Source organism: Ectothiorhodospira variabilis (assembly GCF_022227625.1).
GTDB classification, from domain to species: domain Bacteria; phylum Pseudomonadota; class Gammaproteobacteria; order Ectothiorhodospirales; family Ectothiorhodospiraceae; genus Ectothiorhodospira; species Ectothiorhodospira haloalkaliphila.
In genome coordinates this window covers 1-15,032 of the sequence record NZ_JAJNAO010000031.1, presented here as the reverse complement: position 1 = coordinate 15,032, position 15,032 = coordinate 1, and the positions used below count along the sequence as shown (strand labels likewise).

Below are 15,032 nucleotides of genomic sequence, written 5' to 3'. Positions count from 1 at the left end.
TCACTGCAGCTGAACCTCACTTATTTCACTTCAGCCGTGGTAGGAGAGAGCGTATGTGGTGCCCGCGTCTCAAGTGGCGGAATGGCAAAGGTGTTGTGCCCAGCCGTCGACGATTGGGGGTGATGGGTACGATGCTGATCCTGGTGCTGGTGCTGGCCCTTGCGGGCTGCGTCCCGATCCCGGAGGACGAGGCCACCGAAGTGATCACCGTCTGGGCCCACGCCGGACGCGAATCGGAGCGACGCACCCTGGAGGCGCAGGTCCGGGCCTTTGAAAAGGCGAATCCGGGGCTGGCGGTGGATGTCACCTTCATCCCCGAGGGGTCCTACAACGGCCAGGTGCAGGCGGCGGCCCTGGCCGGGCGCCTGCCGGATCTGCTGGAACTGGACGGCCCCTATCTGGCGGCCTACGCCTGGCGCGGCTGGCTCGCGCCCCTGGACGAACACCTGCCCGACACCCTCAAGGACGATCTGCTGCCCTCGCTACTGGAGCAGGGGCAATGGCGGGGGCAATGGTACGGAATGGGCATGTTCGACTCGGGTCTTGGGCTCTGGGCCGATCGTCATGCACTGAAGGCTGTGGAAGCCCGCATTCCCGACGGCCCTGCAGATGCCTGGACGCTGGAGGAATTGCAGGAGATTCTGGCGCGCCTGGCTTCATCCTCCAGCGGCGGTCCGGTGCTGGATCTCAAACTTAATTATGGAACCGAGTGGTTCACCTACGCCTTCTCGCCCCTGCTGCAGTCGGCCGGTGCCGGCGTGATGGGGGAGGATGACGAGCCACAGGCCCGCAGCCATCTGGATGCCCCGGCCTCGGTGCAGGTACTGGAGACGGTTCAGGGCTGGTTCCAGGCGGGCTGGGTGGACCCGAATCTGGATGATGCCGCCTTTACTTCGGGACGCGTGCCTTTGGCCTGGGGCGGTCACTGGAATGCGCCTGCCTACCGCGATGCCTTGGGGGAAGATCTGATCCTGTTGCCGTTGCCCCGCGCCGGAGACCGACTGGTCAGTGGTCAAGGATCCTGGCAATGGGCCCTCTCCAGCCGGGCCCGGCATCCGGAACAGGCCGCCAAGCTGCTGGCCTTCCTGCTGGAGACCGAGCAGGTGCTCAAGATGAGCCGTGCCAACGGGGCGGTGCCCGCCACCCTGACGGCGATCGCCGCATCGGAGGATTACGGTCCAGAAGGGGCCCTCAGACTGTTTGCGGAACAGTTGCGCGACGGCTACACGCGTCCCCGGCCCCGCACCCCCGCCTATCCCGTGGTGACCGACGCCTTCGCCCGGGCCTTTCGGGACATCCGCCACGGTGCCCCCGTGGCCGACACCCTGGAAGCCGCGGCCCGGCGCATCGACCGGGAAGTGGAGGCAAACCACGGTTATCCGGACAACTGACAGCCTGTGCTATGTTCCCACAGATGAACGCCCCGCTCGGCAAACACCCGGAACATCGCGTGGCCTGGTGGTTCATGGCCCCGGCGCTGGCGGGCCTGACCGCCTTCATCCTCGCCCCCTTCCTGCTGGCGCTGGGCATGTCCTTCACCGGCCTGCGGCTGGGTTCGCCGCTGCCGGCAGGCTTTGCGGGGCTGGAGAACTACCGCGAGGCCCTGAGCGACCCGGCCTTCCTGCGGGGGGTGGCCAACAACGCCCTGTTCGCCCTGGTGGTGGTCCCCGTGCAGACGGCTCTCGGATTGGCCCTGGCCCTGCTGCTGAACCAGCAGTTTCAGGGGCGGTGGCTGTTCCGCACGCTGTTCTTCATGCCCGTGGTCTTTCCCCTCTCCCTGGTGGCGGTGATCTGGATCATCCTCTTCGCTCCCGGTCCCGACGGCCTGCTCAACGGACTGCTCAATGCCGTCACCCTGGGTGCCTGGACGCCCCGGGACTTTCTCAATGACCCCGCCTGGGCCCTGCCGGCGATCATGGTCACCTCCATCTGGCAGGGGACCGGGTTTCAGATGGTGGTGCTGCTGGCCGGCCTTCAGGCCATCCCGCGCTCCCTCTACGAGGCGGCCGCCGTGGATGGTGCCGGGCCCTGGCGGCGCTTCTGGCATGTGACCCTGCCGGGGCTGCGCAACCCGCTCATCTTCGTGGTGATCGTCACCACCATCCTGTCATTCCGTGTCTTCGACCAGGTGCGCATCATGACCCAGGGAGGGCCCCAGGATGCCAGTACCACGGTGATCCACGAGGTGGTGCGTGCCGCTTTCGACCGCGGTCAGGTGGCCCTGGCGGCCGCCATGAGCGTGGTCTTCTTCGTGCTGGTACTGAGCATCACCCTGCTGCAGCGCCGCATGATGCGCCAGGAGGGCAGCACGGCATGAACGCGACCCTGCCTCGCCTGGTGTTCACCTACCTGCTGTTGCTGCTTTGCACCCTGGTGTTCTTCGGCCCCATCCTGTTCATGCTGGTGGGCAGTCTCAAGCCGGACGATCAGGTACTGGCCGACGCCGCCTCGCTGGCCGCCCTGTGGCCGCGGGAGGCCGGTCTGGACAACTACCACTCCGTTTTTGAGCGGGTGCCCTTTGCAAGCTATCTGGCCAGTTCCCTGCTCATCAATGGCCTGATCGTGGGGTTGGGGTTGCTGGTCAACGCGCTGGCCGGCTATGCCCTGGCGCGTCTGCGCTGGTGGGGACGGGAGACGATGCTGGCCGTGGTGGTGGCCATTCTGGTCATCCCCTTCGAGGCCATCGCCATCCCCCTGTTCTATCAGCTCTCGGCCCTGAGCTGGCGGGATGATCACTTGGTGCAGGCCATCCCCTTCGTCGCCAATCCCCTGGCCATCTACCTGTTCTACAGCTTTTTCCTGGGCCTGCCGCGCGCCCTGGAGGAGGCGGCCCGGGTGGACGGTGCCGGTGTGCTGCGCACCTTCTTCAGCATCGTCATCCCCAACAGCAAGGCCGCCTTTGCCAGCGTGGCCATCGTGACCTTCCTGTTCCATTGGGGCATGTATCTGTGGCCGCTGCTGATGACCACCTCGGAGTCGGTGCGGCCGTTGCCGCTGGGGATTGCCAGCTTCCACACCCTGCCGCCGCTGGCCTGGGGGGACATCCTGGCCTTCGGTGTCCTCATGGTGCTGCCGGTGCTTGTGGTCTTCGTGGTCTTCCAGCGGTGGTTCGTGGCGGGGGTCGCTTCCACGGGGATCAAGGGCTGATTCATGGCAGTCGTCGAGTTTGCGGACATTCACAAGGCCTTCGCCGGGCAGACCGTCATCCGGGATCTCGATCTGCATGTGGCGGAAGGGGAATGGATGGTTCTGCTCGGCCCCTCGGGCTGCGGCAAATCCACCCTGCTACGGCTTCTGGCCGGGCTGGAGGCGGTCGAACAGGGCGAGATCCGCCTGGACGGTCGGGTGGTCAATGACCTCACGCCACAGCAGCGCAACGTGGCCATGGTCTTTCAGGACTATGCCCTCTACCCCAACATGACCGTGCGGGATAACCTGGCCTTCCCCCTCAGGATGCGTGGCATGAAGCGGGCGCGGCGCGAGGCGCGCATCCAGTCCGTGGCGCGTACCCTGGGCCTGGAGCCCCTGCTGGGGCGGCGCCCGGCCGCCCTCTCCGGCGGCCAGCGCCAGCGCGTGGCCATGGGGCGTGCCCTGGTCCGGGATCCGGCGGTATTTCTGATGGACGAACCCCTCTCGAACCTGGATGCACGACTGCGCGGACAGATCCGCAACGAGATCGCCACGCTGCGCGACCGGCTGGTCACCACCACACTCTATGTCACCCATGACCAGGTGGAGGCCATGACCCTGGGGCAGCGGGTGGCCGTCATGGCCGGGGGTATCCTGCAGCAGGTGGACACCCCGATGACCCTGTACGACCAGCCTGCCAATCTTTTCGTGGCCCGGTTTCTGGGGAGCCCACCCATGAACTGCTTTGCGGTCCGGCTAAGGGGCGAGTCAGGACGCCGGGAATGGGAGCTGGCCGGGCAGTGGCTGCCCCTGCCGATCGATCCCCCCGAGGGGGCCACCCACGCGGGACTGCGACCGGAGGCCTTCTCCGGCCCCACGGACGCTCGCCATGCCCTGCAAGTGGTCGCGGAGGGTGTCGAGGCCCTGGGGCACGAGGTGCTGGTGTACTTCAGCGATGAACAGTCTCTGGAAGGCATGCCCATGGCGGCCCGCCTGCCCGGCCAGGTCAGGGTGGCACCCGGTGACACCCTGACCCTGTTGCCGGATGCAGAACAACTGCACTGGTTCGATGCCAGCGGCCGGCGCCTGGCAACACTGACCCATCCAATCTGTGCCTTTTCATCACCGCCAGATCAGGGGTTTTCCAGCGACTCGTTCTGGAAATCGACGCACCAGGTGCACCATTGCCCGTGGAAGTAGAAGAACAACGGTCGGCCCTGCCCCTCGGCCTCCTCAAACAGTTCGGGTTCGAACTCATTCCACTCGATCTGCGAACCTTCGGGGTAGTCCTCGGCCAGCGCGGGCGAGGCCAGCAGCCAGAGTGCCCCGATAGCCAGGGCGGCCAGGGTGGGCAAACGGTGGACGGGGCGTGGGGTCGGGAGCATGATGCCTTCGGGTCTCGCGTGCGCGTACGTCTTCCTCGAATATAGACCCCGCGTATGGACCTGGGGGGCCTGATCTGGCTGACCTTCATCACCCCCTGGGTGCTCTACTACGGCCCCATGCTATGGCGTCCCCGCGTTGATGGTCGGCCAGGGTAAATCACCCGGGAGGCGACTGACCTCGTCAGTCCCAGCTCAGCGGCACAGGTCAGGCCCGATTCTGGTCTACCTGAAGTGGATTCAGAATCTGCCGTCTGATTCGGTGTCTCACAGTGTCCGGCAGGGCTGTCAGATACAGGTCGTAGCCGCCGCTACCGCCCGGGCAGTTGGATGAAAACAGCAGGAGTCGCCAGGGTGTCACCGTGCCCGGCCCACTCATCGACGGGCTCGATGTTCCCCGGGAGCCAATTCCCCGGTTGATCTCATGCCAATGAGCACTAGACTCGGCTAGAAGCCAACCTTGGGTCAACTTGGGGGGCGGAGGTGCTGTGGCTCGATCGACAACTCCAGCGGCAGGTACGCGAGGGTTCCTGTGTGAGCACGACCAATTGGTGAATGCTGCCGGCCTGAGTTGGGCCGAGTTGATCGGGCTACCCGGTCAAGCCGTACGCCGCGCCTCCCGGTGGGAGACGGCGTGATGGGTCGCGCGGGGGTTCCAGCTGGATGCTGCTGGTTCTGATTGCACTGATCGTGCTGATGCCCGTCGGGGCATGGCTCGGCCGACGGTCCGGTTGAACCGGTGACAATCTCCGAACGGGCGTGGAGCTGTAATCCGCGCCCGTTCGCCACACGACTCCTCCCGCTCAGGATTCCCGCCGCGCGACCTCAGTCCAACACCGCTTCCAGCAGGGTCTCGAAGGCTGGCTCGGCACGTTCGACCGCCCGTTCGAGACTCGGATGCGGCTGCAGGGTGGTCATGAACTTGGGGTGCAGCATTGATAGGCGCGTGCTGTCGTTCTCCTCGTACAGGCCGATGTGGCCGCAGGGCATCATTGCGCCAACATGCAACCCGGCATCCAGGATGTCGGACCCGAGCGGCAGATAGCAGACCTTCAAGGCGGTGATCGCACCCCCGGCCAGATCGAATTCAGCCAGAAAGATCCAGTCCTCATCGCTCTCGGCGAACTGCCGAATCGCGCTGGCAAGTGCCTCGCGGGGCTGCTCGCTCTCACGGACGATGAAATGGTCATCCGGCTCGGCCAACGCCGGACCGGAAAGGATCAGGGCACATACGATCAAGGCTGAGAGGAAAGAACGTTCGCATGGGTTCATGTCGGGTCTCCTGTTGCCGGTTCAGATCGGCCATCTCCACCTCCTGAACCGAAGATATGGACTTGCCTTGGAGATTAGCGACGAGATCTAGGACCTGCTTCAACGACCTTGCGGTGCGTGACCGGATCTTGCGGTTACGTGCCCATCGGAAACCATCTACGCTTCGGAGTTTTCGGAGGACCCGTCGTCAACCAGGTTAAACCGAGCGCGCCCATCTCGCCGGTCGATTTCCACATCCACCTCACAATATTCGGTATTTTCGTTGACCGGGGTTGGATCGTCAGCACAGGCGCAGCCGGCAACGATGCTTTGATAGAAGATCCCGATGCGCACCCTGAGGATGGCCGGCGCTTCTTTGCTGCGCAACACCATGATCTCCAACCCGCCATCAAGGCTATTACTGCCGGTACGTAAACCCTGCTGCAAGGGCAGGACACCGCTTCCCAGCCCCGAGACCTCCTCTTTCAGCACCTGAGCAAATCCCTCGCTGCCGAACGCCTTCAGCGAGCGGGAGAGGATCACATCGTTGCCCGGTATCACCATTGCTTGCCTCATCATAGGCCCGTCGAGATCCGGAGACGGCCTCGGTTGTCAGGTGCCCCCAGGGCAGCGCACATCTTTACCCACGGTGCGTACCCCAAGGCTGGATGCCTCGCCCATGCGGGGCAACCCAGGCAACCTGAGCGCCAGGGTGGCCTCCTGGCCTGTTCTACCAACAAATCACCCTCAAAAGGCCACACCGTGCTTGGCGGCAACCATGAACATCAGCATCGGCAGCGACAGAATGGCATTCACACGCGATGCAATCATCACATGCCTCTTGGCCCTGGGCAGGTCGACCGGCGTCCTTGATCGGACCACACCAAGGATCTTCTTCTGGTTCGGCCAGATCACGAACCAGACATTGAACAACAGGATGGTCCCGAGCCAGGCCCCAAGGCCCATGGTCAATCCGTAGTAAGACGATCCGGTTCCGGCCAAGCCGAGACTGAAGGCATTGATAAACTGATCGGTCCGCAGCAAGTACACTGCCCCGGAGACCGACGCCAGACAACCCAAAGGCCCAACACGATCAACAAAGGTTGAGTAAGAGGAAACAGTGGAAGCCATCATCCACTTGCATATGAAGCCCCGGATAGCCATCACATCATTGAGTGGCAGCACGGGGAGTCGAGCCTGAACAAAGGCTGGCTCGTCCGTGGCCACGGCGATGATGTCCTGATCCTCAGGATGGCGTGGGGGCTCCTGATCACGCCTCCCTTGCTGCTGGTGACCCTGCTGGCCCTGGCGGACTGGCTGAGCATCATTCGCTGACAGGCCCACCCGTTTTCCATGAGCTGACAGGCACCTGAATCATGAACATCCTTCGGAACTGGAAATCCAGAACGCCGAACTGCGCGAATCCCAGTTCTTGACCCAACGGTTGCCGGAAAACTACGCCGCCTTCTTTGGTGGCCTACCCAACTGGTACGCTCCCAGGCGACAACGGGCAGAGAGCAGGCATGGCCTGGCTACAACGATCCAGCCTGGATCGCGACGCGCCACTTTGCAGGCGATTGCCCACCGGTGAAGAACATCAGCGATCTACGTATTCCTACGCATTACTCCTTCCGGTCCTGCCCCCTAATCTAATCGCAAGCCTGGAGCAAGACCCAGGCCCCGCCAGCCCTTCATTGATTAAGGAGCACGACCATGACCCAGAAGACCGCCCCATCCCTCTCCACCGCCAGCATGGCCGGTGCCTTTGCCTTGGCCGTGGCCGGCGCCATGGCTGCGCCGAGCGCGGTGGCCTCCTCGGCCACCATGGAAAAATGCTATGGCGTGTCACCCGCCGGGGAAAATGACTGCGCCGCCGGGCCGGGCACGTCCTGTTCAGGGACCTCCACCCAAGACTACCAGGGCAATGCCTGGACCCTGGTGCCTGCCGGCACCTGTGAAGACATTGAACTGCCGGGTGACCGACAAGGCAGCCTGGAGCCACTGGACCGGGACCTGCCGAGGCAGTCCTGACATACCGGCCCTGGCCCCATCGTGACATCGATACCGCAGGGACGCGGCATCCTGATCCGTCGCAGGAGGTTTCATGTCTGATCCGACGCCAGCCCTGACATTGACCGCCCCGGATGCCATTCCACGATCCGCCGGTGTAGGGCTCAAACCAGCACATTATCGGACGATCCTTGAACAGGGCCCCTACATGGGTTGGTTCGAGATCCACGCCGAGAATTACATGGGCGCCGGAGGGCCGCCCCATCGATATCTGACGGCCATCCGCGAGCGCTATCCCTTGTCCATCCACGGCGTGGGTCTGTCCATCGGCGGCGAGCGGGCGCTGGACCGCCAGCATCTCAGCCGCCTGGCCGATCTGATCCGTCGCTACCGTCCGGGACTGTTTTCAGAACACCTGGCCTGGTCCACTCACGCCACTGGATTCTTCAACGACCTGCTGCCCCTGCCCTACACCGACGAGACCCTGAATCGGGTCTGCCGCCACATTGATCAGGTGCAGGACGTGCTCGGACAACGCATGCTGCTGGAGAATCCTTCCACCTACCTTCACCTGGCCGACAGCACGATCAGCGAGGTGCAGTTTCTCGACGCCGTGTCGCGTCGCACCGGCTGCGGCTTGCTGCTGGACGTGAACAATGTCCAGGTGTGCGCCACCAACCATGAGTTTGAGGCCCAGGCGTATCTGGATGCGTTCCCCATGCATCGGGTGGCCGAGATCCATGTGGCCGGCCACGACCCGCAGCGGGACGATGAAGGTCGGCCGCTGCTGATCGACACCCATGACCGCCCGGCCACCTCCGGCGTGTGGCAGTTGCTGGAACACACCCTGGCCCTCACCGGCCCCTTGCCCGTGCTGATCGAGTGGGACAACGACATTCCTCCATGGTCGGCCTTGTTCGAGGAGTCCCGCAAGGCCCAGCAACTGCTGGATCGGCACATCCAGCATCCGGAGGCAGGCCATGCCCTCGCAAGCTGAATACGAGGCCGATTTCGTACAGGCCCTGCGCCAGCCACAGACACCGCCGCCCGCAGGTGTGCGCCACCCTGGATCTCAACCGCCGGCGCTGCGCTTTGGCGTCTATCGCAACAATGTCCACGTCAGCCTGGTGGAGGCCGTGACCCGACTCTATCCCGTGGTGCAGCGTCTGGTGGGAGAAGCATTCTTTCAGGCCGTTGCACGCCGCTTTGTGGGGCAAGTGCTGCCCGACAGCCCGGTGCTGATCGACTACGGGGAGACCTTTCCCGACTTTCTCGACCACTTTGAACCCGCCGCTCGCCTCCCCTATCTTGGCGATGTGGCCCGCATCGAGTGGGCCTGGCATCGTGCCTATCATGCCCAGGACCAGACGCCCCTACCCCCGCAGGCCCTGGCCCGAATACCCCCCGCGCAAGTGGGGCACCTGCGCCTTGGATTGCATCCGTCCCTGCAGGTACTGGAGTCCCCCTGGCCGGCGCTTTCCATCTGGCATACCAATCGCCACGATGCACAGGTGAGACGTATCGATCGGGACAGCGGCAGTGAGGCCACTCTTGTCTGCCGACCCGATATGGAGGTCCTGGTCTGCGCTGCTCCCCTGGGCACGGCGGCCTTGGTGCGGACCCTGAGCACGGGGGCCAACCTGGAACAGGCAGCCACCCAGGCCGTGGAACAGCCCGGTTTCAATCTGCAAACCAGCCTTGCGGTACTGCTGAGCAGCGGCGGCATCACTGCGTTTCGATTCTGACGGGACCCGGCCCATGCACATGAATACATTCTCCCCCTCCCTGACCCGACGTCACTGGCGCCGGGTGGTGTCGATCGGCGGCATGGGCCTGTTGCTGCGCAGCCTGATGCTGATCACCCTCTACTATGCGGTGGGCATGTGGGGGTTTATCTTCACCCCGGATGCCCACGGTATTCCGCTGGTATGGCCCGCCACCGGCGTAGGGCTGGCCTTCGTGTTCCTCTATGGCTATGGGATGCTGCCCGCCGTGGGCGTTGCCTCTGCCCTGATCACCTGGCAGTTCACTTCAGAGGCGGTACCCCTGCTCGAATCGGTCGGGATCGTCGCGGCCACGGTCGCGGGTGTGGCCCTGGGAGGCTACATGCTGCGGCGCCTGACCATGAGGCCACGACTGGACCGGTTGCGGGATGTGTGGCTGCTGCTGAGCGTTGGCGCCGTGGCGTCATCGGGTCTGGCCGCCCTGGCTGGGGCCTGGGGCATGGCTGTTGGCATGGATGACTTGCGTTTCAGCCAGACCTGGTGGCTGTGCTGGGTGGCAGACCTCATGGGACTGGTGCTGGTGGCTCCGGCCCTGATCACCTGGCTGGGCGCGCCCATGCGCCTGCCGGGGTCGGTGCGGCTCGCGGCCCTGGCGCTGGGCCTCGCCATTACCGGCATCACCACCCTGGTGTACTCCGGCATACTGCCTGCCATGGTGGCGATGCCACTCTCCTACGCGGTGTTCCCGCTCATCATGCTGGCGGCTGTACGCTGCCCGATTCAGATCACCTCGGGGTTGATCCTGATCACCGGTGCCATTGCCTTGTCGGGAACCGGCTGGGGTCTGGGGCCTTTCGCTGACATGGGTCTGGGCGAGAGCCTGTTGTCCCTCAATGCCCAGTTGGCCCTGCTGGTCCTGACCGGGCTGGTGCTTAACGCCCTGAGCCATGAACGCGCGGCAGCAGAGGCCCGGGCGCGCCAGTACCTGGAGGATCTCGCCCGCGCCGGACGACTGAGCACGCTGGGCGAGTTGTCCTCCAGTCTGGCCCATGAACTCAACCAGCCGTTGTGTGCCCTCTCCAGCTATGCCCAGGCCTGCAAACGCCTGCTGGCCCGAGGCAAAATGGAAGACCTTCAGGAGGCACTGGGTCAACTCGACGCCGGCGCCCATCGGGCAGCCGAAACGGTGCGCCAGATGCGGGCCTTTGCAGCCGGCCAGACCCCCGAGCAACAACCGGTGTCGCCCCGTGATCTGGTGTATCCGGTACTGGAACTGCTGCGACCGGAGCTGAATCGACGCCACATCCGACTGGAAGTGGACCTTCCCGACACGCTGCCCAGGGTCTCCGTGGTCCCCCTGCAGGTGGAGCAGATCCTGATCAATCTGCTGCGTAATGCCATGGATGCCGTCCACGGCCTGAGACCGGCGCGCATTGATCTTCAGGTGGCTTCCACCCGCGAGGGCGTGACCATGACCGTCACCGACACCGGACCGGGCATTCCACCGGAGCGGCTGGCCCGGCTCTTCGATCCCTTTGCCACCTGGAAGGAAGGGGGATTGGGCTTGGGTCTCTCCATCAGCCGATCCCTGGTCGAGGCCCACGGTGGTCGGTTGATCGCGCGCAACCGGCCCGAAGGCGGGGCCGAATTCCATTTCACGCTCCCATTGGAGACTCACCATGCCAACCCATAAACCCCATATTCATCTCGTGGATGACGATCCGGATGTGCGCGCCGGGGTGAGCCTGCTGCTCAAGAGCGAGGATTTTCTTGTCCGCGCCTTTGCCGATGCCCAGGCGGTGCTCGACTTCGTGACACCTCAAACGCCCGGTTGCCTGATCCTGGATGTGCGCCTGCCGGACATGGATGGACTCACCTTGCAGCGCCGGCTCAAGGAACAGGACATCCACATGCCGATCGTATTCATCACCGGCCATGGAGACATCCCCATGGCGGTGCGGGCGCTGAGTGAGGGAGCACTGGATTTCCTCGAAAAACCCTTCAGCGATCAGGCATTGATCGAAGGGGTACGACACGCCCTCGAAAGGGATGCCGAGCAACGCGCGGGTGCCCAGGAGGTGGCGCACCTGCAGGCGCGGCTCGACTCGCTGACCCCTCGGGAACGCGACGTGCTGGAAGGACTGCTGGATGGCCAACCCAACAAGCTCATCGCCCGCGACCTGGACGTGAGCGTACGCACCGTGGAGATCCATCGCAGCAATCTCATGCAGAAGATGGGGGCCAAGAGTGCTTCTCACCTGGCTCGATTGGCCCTGGCCTGCAGCGAATATCAGCATCGCCTGCTGCCGACGCTACCCATCGATGAAAAGTCCGTGTCCTGAGCCGATCAAGACCGCTGATAGGCGGCCTCTACCAGAGGAGCGTGTCCATGAACACATCTGTCCCACATCGGGGCCAGGGAGCCGGCCATACGCTGGTGCGTCTTGTCGACGCTATCGCGCGGGGGTTCCAGTATCTGCCCGCTTCACTACCGGCCCTCCTGTTGCGGATCGCCGTGGCCATCCCCTTCTGGCGATCCGGGCTCACCAAGTGGGATGGCCTGCAGCTCTCTCCGGGGGCGCTTTGGCTGTTCGAGCACGAATTCCAGTTGCACCTGTTCGGTGAGACCTACCCCATGCCCCTTCCTGTTCTCAGCGCCTACCTGGCGGCCATCGGCGAGATCCTCTTGCCGATCCTCTTGGTACTGGGGCTGGGCACCCGTTTTGCGGCCCTGGGGCTGTTATTGATGACCGTGGTCATCCAGCTGACCATTCCAGATGCGTGGGCCACGCACCATTTACCCTGGGCCGCCATGCTGCTGGCCATCATGACCTGGGGGCCGGGAAGGGCCTCCCTCGATCATGCCCTGGCGCGGTGGTACCGCCGCCCATGACAGGCAACCACGGGCACTACGTGACATTACGTAACGCAGTGCCCGCTCCCCTCGACCAGACAAGGGGGCAACACCCCATGTGTATGACCGGAGGCCAACTGCCATGAACCAAGAACGTTTCCCCCTGCACGATGACGCGCAAGTACCCGAACCCGCACGTGAAATGAGCATGAGCAAGTTCGGGATGATCCCCAACCTGATTCGCTCCATGTCCACTTCACCCCAATTGGCGGAGGCCTATCTCACCCTGAACAACCTGTTCGAACAGACCAGCCTGACGGCGATCGACCGTCACGTGGTCCTGCTCAGCATCAGTACACGCCACCAATGCCACTATTGCGTTGCGGCCCACAGCATTACCGCGGACATGGCGGAAGTGCCGGCAGAGATCACCGATGCCTTGAGGGCACGACAGGCCCTCGATGATCCACGCCTGGAGGCGCTGCGCCAGTTCACCCTGGCCGTGGTGGAACAGCGTGGCTGGGTTTCTGACGAACAGGTGGAGGACTTCCTGGAGACCGGCTTCACCCACCAGCAGGTGCTGGAGGTCATCCTGGGGGTAGGACTGAAGACCCTGAGCAACTACACCAACCATGTCACGGCAACCACGCTGGATGCCCCTTTTGCTGGTCGCCGCTGGGAACCATCGGTATCGGGTTGACCGACGAGCCTAAGGATCAGGGCCCTGGCACAGAGTCACCATCACGGTGCCTGGCGTCAGACTGGGGCTTTGATGGCGTCCCTTCCAGGGGCGCCCCTGCGGGCAACACCAGCCGAAAGGTGGTGCCGCCCGGACCCGTGTTCAGGAGCAAGAGATCGCCCGCATGATTACGGGCCAGCTCCCAGGCGATGGCCAGGCCCAGCCCTGCCCCACCGTGCGTTCTTGAAGCGGACTTTTCCGAGAATAAGCGGGCACGTACATCCTCCGGGAGACCCGGGCCATCATCCGACAGGTCGATCCGCAAGACATCGGCTTCACGACTGGCGATCACCTGGAGGCGTGTGGCACCTGCGGCCAGCGCATTCCGGACCAGGTTCAGCAGAATGCGGTAAATCTGATCGAAATCCGCGTCCACCTCCGCATCCTCTGCTTGCGAGGTGTCCAGGGAGGCACGGGCCACTTCTTCGGGGCCGATGGCCGCCCGGATCTCTTCAAGCACATCCCCCAGCAAGAACCGCTCCCGCCGCGGTTGCTGCTCTTCGGCATTGCCCAGCTCCAGGGTTTGCTGACACATGTTCACGGCACGGTCCACCGACCGCGTGATCAGCTCCGCGCTACGCCTGACCATGGGGTCTTCGTGACGGCAGAGCCGATCGCCCATCAGGCGGGAGGCCACCATGGTATTGCGCAGATCGTGGGTGAGCTTGCGGATGGAACGGCCCAACTCCGCCAACAGTTCCTCGCGTCGATCACGCACCACGGTCAGAATATAGACGTGCCCCCCGATGCACACTTCGGTTGCCCGCACCTGCGCAGGCACCAGGGAGCCATCCCGGGTGCGACAGGAAAGGTCGTCGGCCACCCAACGGCCATGCTCATGAACGGACACCACGAAGGCATCCAGCCGCGGGATCTCGTGGGGGTGTATGTCCGTGGGAGTCAGCTGGGTGAACTCCTCAGCGGAATAACCCAGAAAACGACAGGCCGCCGCATTGGCACCAACGAAACGCTCTTGAGCCGGGTCGATCAGGAATGCCGGGTCGTAGAGCTCCTCGAACAACTGGGCGATGCCCTGCTCGCTGTTTGCGATGCATTCGGCAAGGATCATAAGAGAGTCCCAGACCGCGTCTTTATCCAGCCTTTAGTTGACTGGCCCTCGATCCGCTGCGACCAAGATTTAACTAATGCCATGATAGGGCCGGATGTGAAGCCCGAAGGCCGAGATTGTGGTTATCCCTGATAGCCAAGCCACGTCGGCAGTGCCATCCTTGGGCCACGTGTCGGATCTTCTCCAAGTCGCGCAGCAGGCGCAATGCAAAGGCCGAAACCCATGACAGACCATGACGTCGATAGTGAAGCAAGCCACAGCGCCCTGCAACAGGTGGCTGCGGATTTTGCGGGTACCGTTCCCAATCTCTACCGCACGCTCGACCGTCATCCGCTATCGCTTGAGGCCTTTGTGCAACTGGAGCATCTGCTTGAACGCCACGGCAGACTCCCGCCGGATGAGCAGGCCCTGGTGGTTCTTGAAGTGGCTGTCTACAACGCGTGCATCTACTGCCAGGGCGTTTTCTCCAAGGAGGCCGCTCGGGCTGGCGTCGACAACCAAACCATCGCCGAAGTCGTGGCCGGGCGGCTGCCAGGTCAGCTTCGCTACCGATACCTCCTGGAGGCCACTCGCCGGATCATGGAACTTCGCGGGTGTCTGGGTCGGGCGGAAGTGGGGCTCTTCGAGGAACGGGGCGTGTCCCATGAGGACCTGCTGGAGATCATTACCATCATCTCCACATTCACCCTGGCCACCTATGCCAACAATCTGCTTCACACCCGGGTTGATCCCGAATACCGCTAACTCTCATGCATCACGGTGGTGAGTCACCCTTGATGATGAAAGATGTATCGAGCCCCTCTCCCCCGTGGGGAGAGGGGTTGGGGTGAGGGGCAAGGACTGGCACAGTGCCCACCGCACCCCCTCATCCCCG

Annotated in this window: 16 protein-coding genes and 1 pseudogene; 12 read left to right on the top strand and 5 right to left on the bottom strand. The window is 63.8% G+C overall.

The genetic code is table 11. The annotated features are described in order from the left end of the window. The first annotated feature begins 122 nt into the window (after nucleotides 1-122). Genes LPW30_RS15620 through LPW30_RS15605 form a run of 4 tightly spaced genes read left to right on the top strand, consistent with a single transcriptional unit; the run spans nucleotide 123 to nucleotide 4,329 of the window. Entirely contained in the window at nucleotides 123-1,391 is a 1,269-nt protein-coding gene (locus LPW30_RS15620) for a sugar ABC transporter substrate-binding protein (RefSeq protein WP_239681324.1), read from the top strand. A 23-nt stretch (nucleotides 1,392-1,414) separates the two neighbouring features. Further along, nucleotides 1,415-2,317 carry a carbohydrate ABC transporter permease gene (locus tag LPW30_RS15615; protein WP_239681323.1) on the top strand — a complete coding sequence of 301 codons (903 nt, stop codon included), beginning with the start codon at nucleotides 1,415-1,417 and terminating at the stop codon, nucleotides 2,315-2,317. Then, the gene (locus LPW30_RS15610; protein ID WP_025280524.1) at nucleotides 2,314-3,147 is read left to right on the top strand and encodes a carbohydrate ABC transporter permease; all 834 of its coding nucleotides are present in this window, start codon (nucleotides 2,314-2,316) and stop codon (nucleotides 3,145-3,147) included. Before LPW30_RS15615 ends, LPW30_RS15610 begins: the two co-directional genes overlap by 4 nt. A 3-nt stretch (nucleotides 3,148-3,150) precedes the next feature. After that, nucleotides 3,151-4,329: an ABC transporter ATP-binding protein gene (locus tag LPW30_RS15605; protein WP_239681322.1), complete on the top strand. Its 1,179-nt coding sequence runs from the start codon at nucleotides 3,151-3,153 to the stop codon at nucleotides 4,327-4,329. On the opposite strand, the pseudogene LPW30_RS15600 reads toward LPW30_RS15605, so the two are convergent. The 4 genes and pseudogenes from LPW30_RS15600 to LPW30_RS16155 form a co-directional block, all read right to left on the bottom strand. Further along, nucleotides 4,266-4,514, bottom strand: a pseudogene (locus tag LPW30_RS15600) (hypothetical protein); the annotation flags it as partial. The gene LPW30_RS15605 and the pseudogene LPW30_RS15600 sit on opposite strands and share 64 nt — an antisense overlap. Nucleotides 4,515-5,336: 822 nt before the next feature. Continuing rightward, a complete protein-coding gene (locus tag LPW30_RS15595) occupies nucleotides 5,337-5,783 on the bottom strand; it encodes a DUF302 domain-containing protein (RefSeq protein WP_025280527.1) in 447 nt (148 codons plus the stop codon). 156 nt (nucleotides 5,784-5,939) lie between these two features. Beyond that, nucleotides 5,940-6,326, bottom strand: coding sequence for a hypothetical protein (locus tag LPW30_RS15590; protein ID WP_029762210.1), 387 nt, complete (start codon nucleotides 6,324-6,326; stop codon nucleotides 5,940-5,942). Nucleotides 6,327-6,509: 183 nt separating this feature from the next. Beyond that, nucleotides 6,510-6,989 (bottom strand): urate hydroxylase PuuD, encoded by a 480-nt coding sequence (locus LPW30_RS16155; RefSeq protein ID WP_025280529.1) that lies wholly within the window; start codon nucleotides 6,987-6,989, stop codon nucleotides 6,510-6,512. 486 nt (nucleotides 6,990-7,475) lie between these two features. Here LPW30_RS16155 and LPW30_RS15580 point away from each other — a divergent pair, with 486 nt between their 5' ends. From LPW30_RS15580 to LPW30_RS15550, 7 genes are all read left to right on the top strand, one after another. Further along, nucleotides 7,476-7,793, top strand: coding sequence for a BufA1 family periplasmic bufferin-type metallophore (locus LPW30_RS15580; protein ID WP_239681321.1), 318 nt, complete (start codon nucleotides 7,476-7,478; stop codon nucleotides 7,791-7,793). A 73-nt stretch (nucleotides 7,794-7,866) separates the two neighbouring features. Then, on the top strand, nucleotides 7,867-8,769 hold the full coding sequence (bufB, locus tag LPW30_RS15575) for an MNIO family bufferin maturase (protein WP_239681320.1): 903 nt from the start codon (nucleotides 7,867-7,869) through the stop codon (nucleotides 8,767-8,769). Beyond that, complete coding sequence (locus LPW30_RS15570; protein WP_239681319.1) at nucleotides 8,753-9,517, top strand: HvfC/BufC N-terminal domain-containing protein; 765 nt, start codon at nucleotides 8,753-8,755, stop codon at nucleotides 9,515-9,517. The genes bufB and LPW30_RS15570 overlap by 17 nt, the downstream gene beginning before the upstream one ends. A 19-nt stretch (nucleotides 9,518-9,536) precedes the next feature. Further along, nucleotides 9,537-11,189: an ATP-binding protein gene (locus tag LPW30_RS15565; protein ID WP_239681318.1), complete on the top strand. Its 1,653-nt coding sequence runs from the start codon at nucleotides 9,537-9,539 to the stop codon at nucleotides 11,187-11,189. After that, nucleotides 11,176-11,838: a response regulator transcription factor gene (locus tag LPW30_RS15560; protein WP_239681317.1), complete on the top strand. Its 663-nt coding sequence runs from the start codon at nucleotides 11,176-11,178 to the stop codon at nucleotides 11,836-11,838. The genes LPW30_RS15565 and LPW30_RS15560 overlap by 14 nt, the downstream gene beginning before the upstream one ends. Before the next feature lie 47 nt (nucleotides 11,839-11,885). Then, nucleotides 11,886-12,389, top strand: coding sequence for a DoxX family protein (locus LPW30_RS15555; protein WP_025280535.1), 504 nt, complete (start codon nucleotides 11,886-11,888; stop codon nucleotides 12,387-12,389). Nucleotides 12,390-12,492: 103 nt separating this feature from the next. Further along, nucleotides 12,493-13,050, top strand: coding sequence for a carboxymuconolactone decarboxylase family protein (locus LPW30_RS15550; RefSeq protein ID WP_025280536.1), 558 nt, complete (start codon nucleotides 12,493-12,495; stop codon nucleotides 13,048-13,050). Nucleotides 13,051-13,066: 16 nt separating this feature from the next. Here LPW30_RS15550 and LPW30_RS15545 read toward each other — a convergent pair whose 3' ends face one another. Then, a complete protein-coding gene (locus tag LPW30_RS15545; RefSeq protein ID WP_025280537.1) occupies nucleotides 13,067-14,158 on the bottom strand; it encodes an ATP-binding protein in 1,092 nt (363 codons plus the stop codon). 222 nt (nucleotides 14,159-14,380) lie between these two features. Between LPW30_RS15545 and LPW30_RS15540 the strand changes: the two genes are divergently transcribed. Beyond that, nucleotides 14,381-14,902 (top strand): carboxymuconolactone decarboxylase family protein, encoded by a 522-nt coding sequence (locus LPW30_RS15540; protein WP_051582550.1) that lies wholly within the window; start codon nucleotides 14,381-14,383, stop codon nucleotides 14,900-14,902. Nucleotides 14,903-15,032: the final 130 nt, after the last annotated feature.

Excerpts from the sequence above, each read along its gene's own strand:
- LPW30_RS15620 (WP_239681324.1), top strand. The coding sequence starts at position 123 with ATGGGTACGATGCTGATCCTGGTGCTGGTGCTGGCCCTTGCGGGCTGC.
- LPW30_RS15615 (WP_239681323.1), top strand. The coding sequence starts at position 1,415 with ATGAACGCCCCGCTCGGCAAACACCCGGAACATCGCGTGGCCTGGTGG.
- LPW30_RS15610 (WP_025280524.1), top strand. The coding sequence starts at position 2,314 with ATGAACGCGACCCTGCCTCGCCTGGTGTTCACCTACCTGCTGTTGCTG.
- LPW30_RS15605 (WP_239681322.1), top strand. The coding sequence starts at position 3,151 with ATGGCAGTCGTCGAGTTTGCGGACATTCACAAGGCCTTCGCCGGGCAG.
- LPW30_RS15595 (WP_025280527.1), bottom strand. The coding sequence starts at position 5,783 with ATGAACCCATGCGAACGTTCTTTCCTCTCAGCCTTGATCGTATGTGCC.
- LPW30_RS15590 (WP_029762210.1), bottom strand. The coding sequence starts at position 6,326 with ATGGTGATACCGGGCAACGATGTGATCCTCTCCCGCTCGCTGAAGGCG.
- LPW30_RS15580 (WP_239681321.1), top strand. The coding sequence starts at position 7,476 with ATGACCCAGAAGACCGCCCCATCCCTCTCCACCGCCAGCATGGCCGGT.
- bufB (WP_239681320.1), top strand. The coding sequence starts at position 7,867 with ATGTCTGATCCGACGCCAGCCCTGACATTGACCGCCCCGGATGCCATT.
- LPW30_RS15570 (WP_239681319.1), top strand. The coding sequence starts at position 8,753 with ATGCCCTCGCAAGCTGAATACGAGGCCGATTTCGTACAGGCCCTGCGC.
- LPW30_RS15565 (WP_239681318.1), top strand. The coding sequence starts at position 9,537 with ATGAATACATTCTCCCCCTCCCTGACCCGACGTCACTGGCGCCGGGTG.
- LPW30_RS15560 (WP_239681317.1), top strand. The coding sequence starts at position 11,176 with ATGCCAACCCATAAACCCCATATTCATCTCGTGGATGACGATCCGGAT.
- LPW30_RS15555 (WP_025280535.1), top strand. The coding sequence starts at position 11,886 with ATGAACACATCTGTCCCACATCGGGGCCAGGGAGCCGGCCATACGCTG.
- LPW30_RS15550 (WP_025280536.1), top strand. The coding sequence starts at position 12,493 with ATGAACCAAGAACGTTTCCCCCTGCACGATGACGCGCAAGTACCCGAA.
- LPW30_RS15545 (WP_025280537.1), bottom strand. The coding sequence starts at position 14,158 with ATGATCCTTGCCGAATGCATCGCAAACAGCGAGCAGGGCATCGCCCAG.
- LPW30_RS15540 (WP_051582550.1), top strand. The coding sequence starts at position 14,381 with ATGACAGACCATGACGTCGATAGTGAAGCAAGCCACAGCGCCCTGCAA.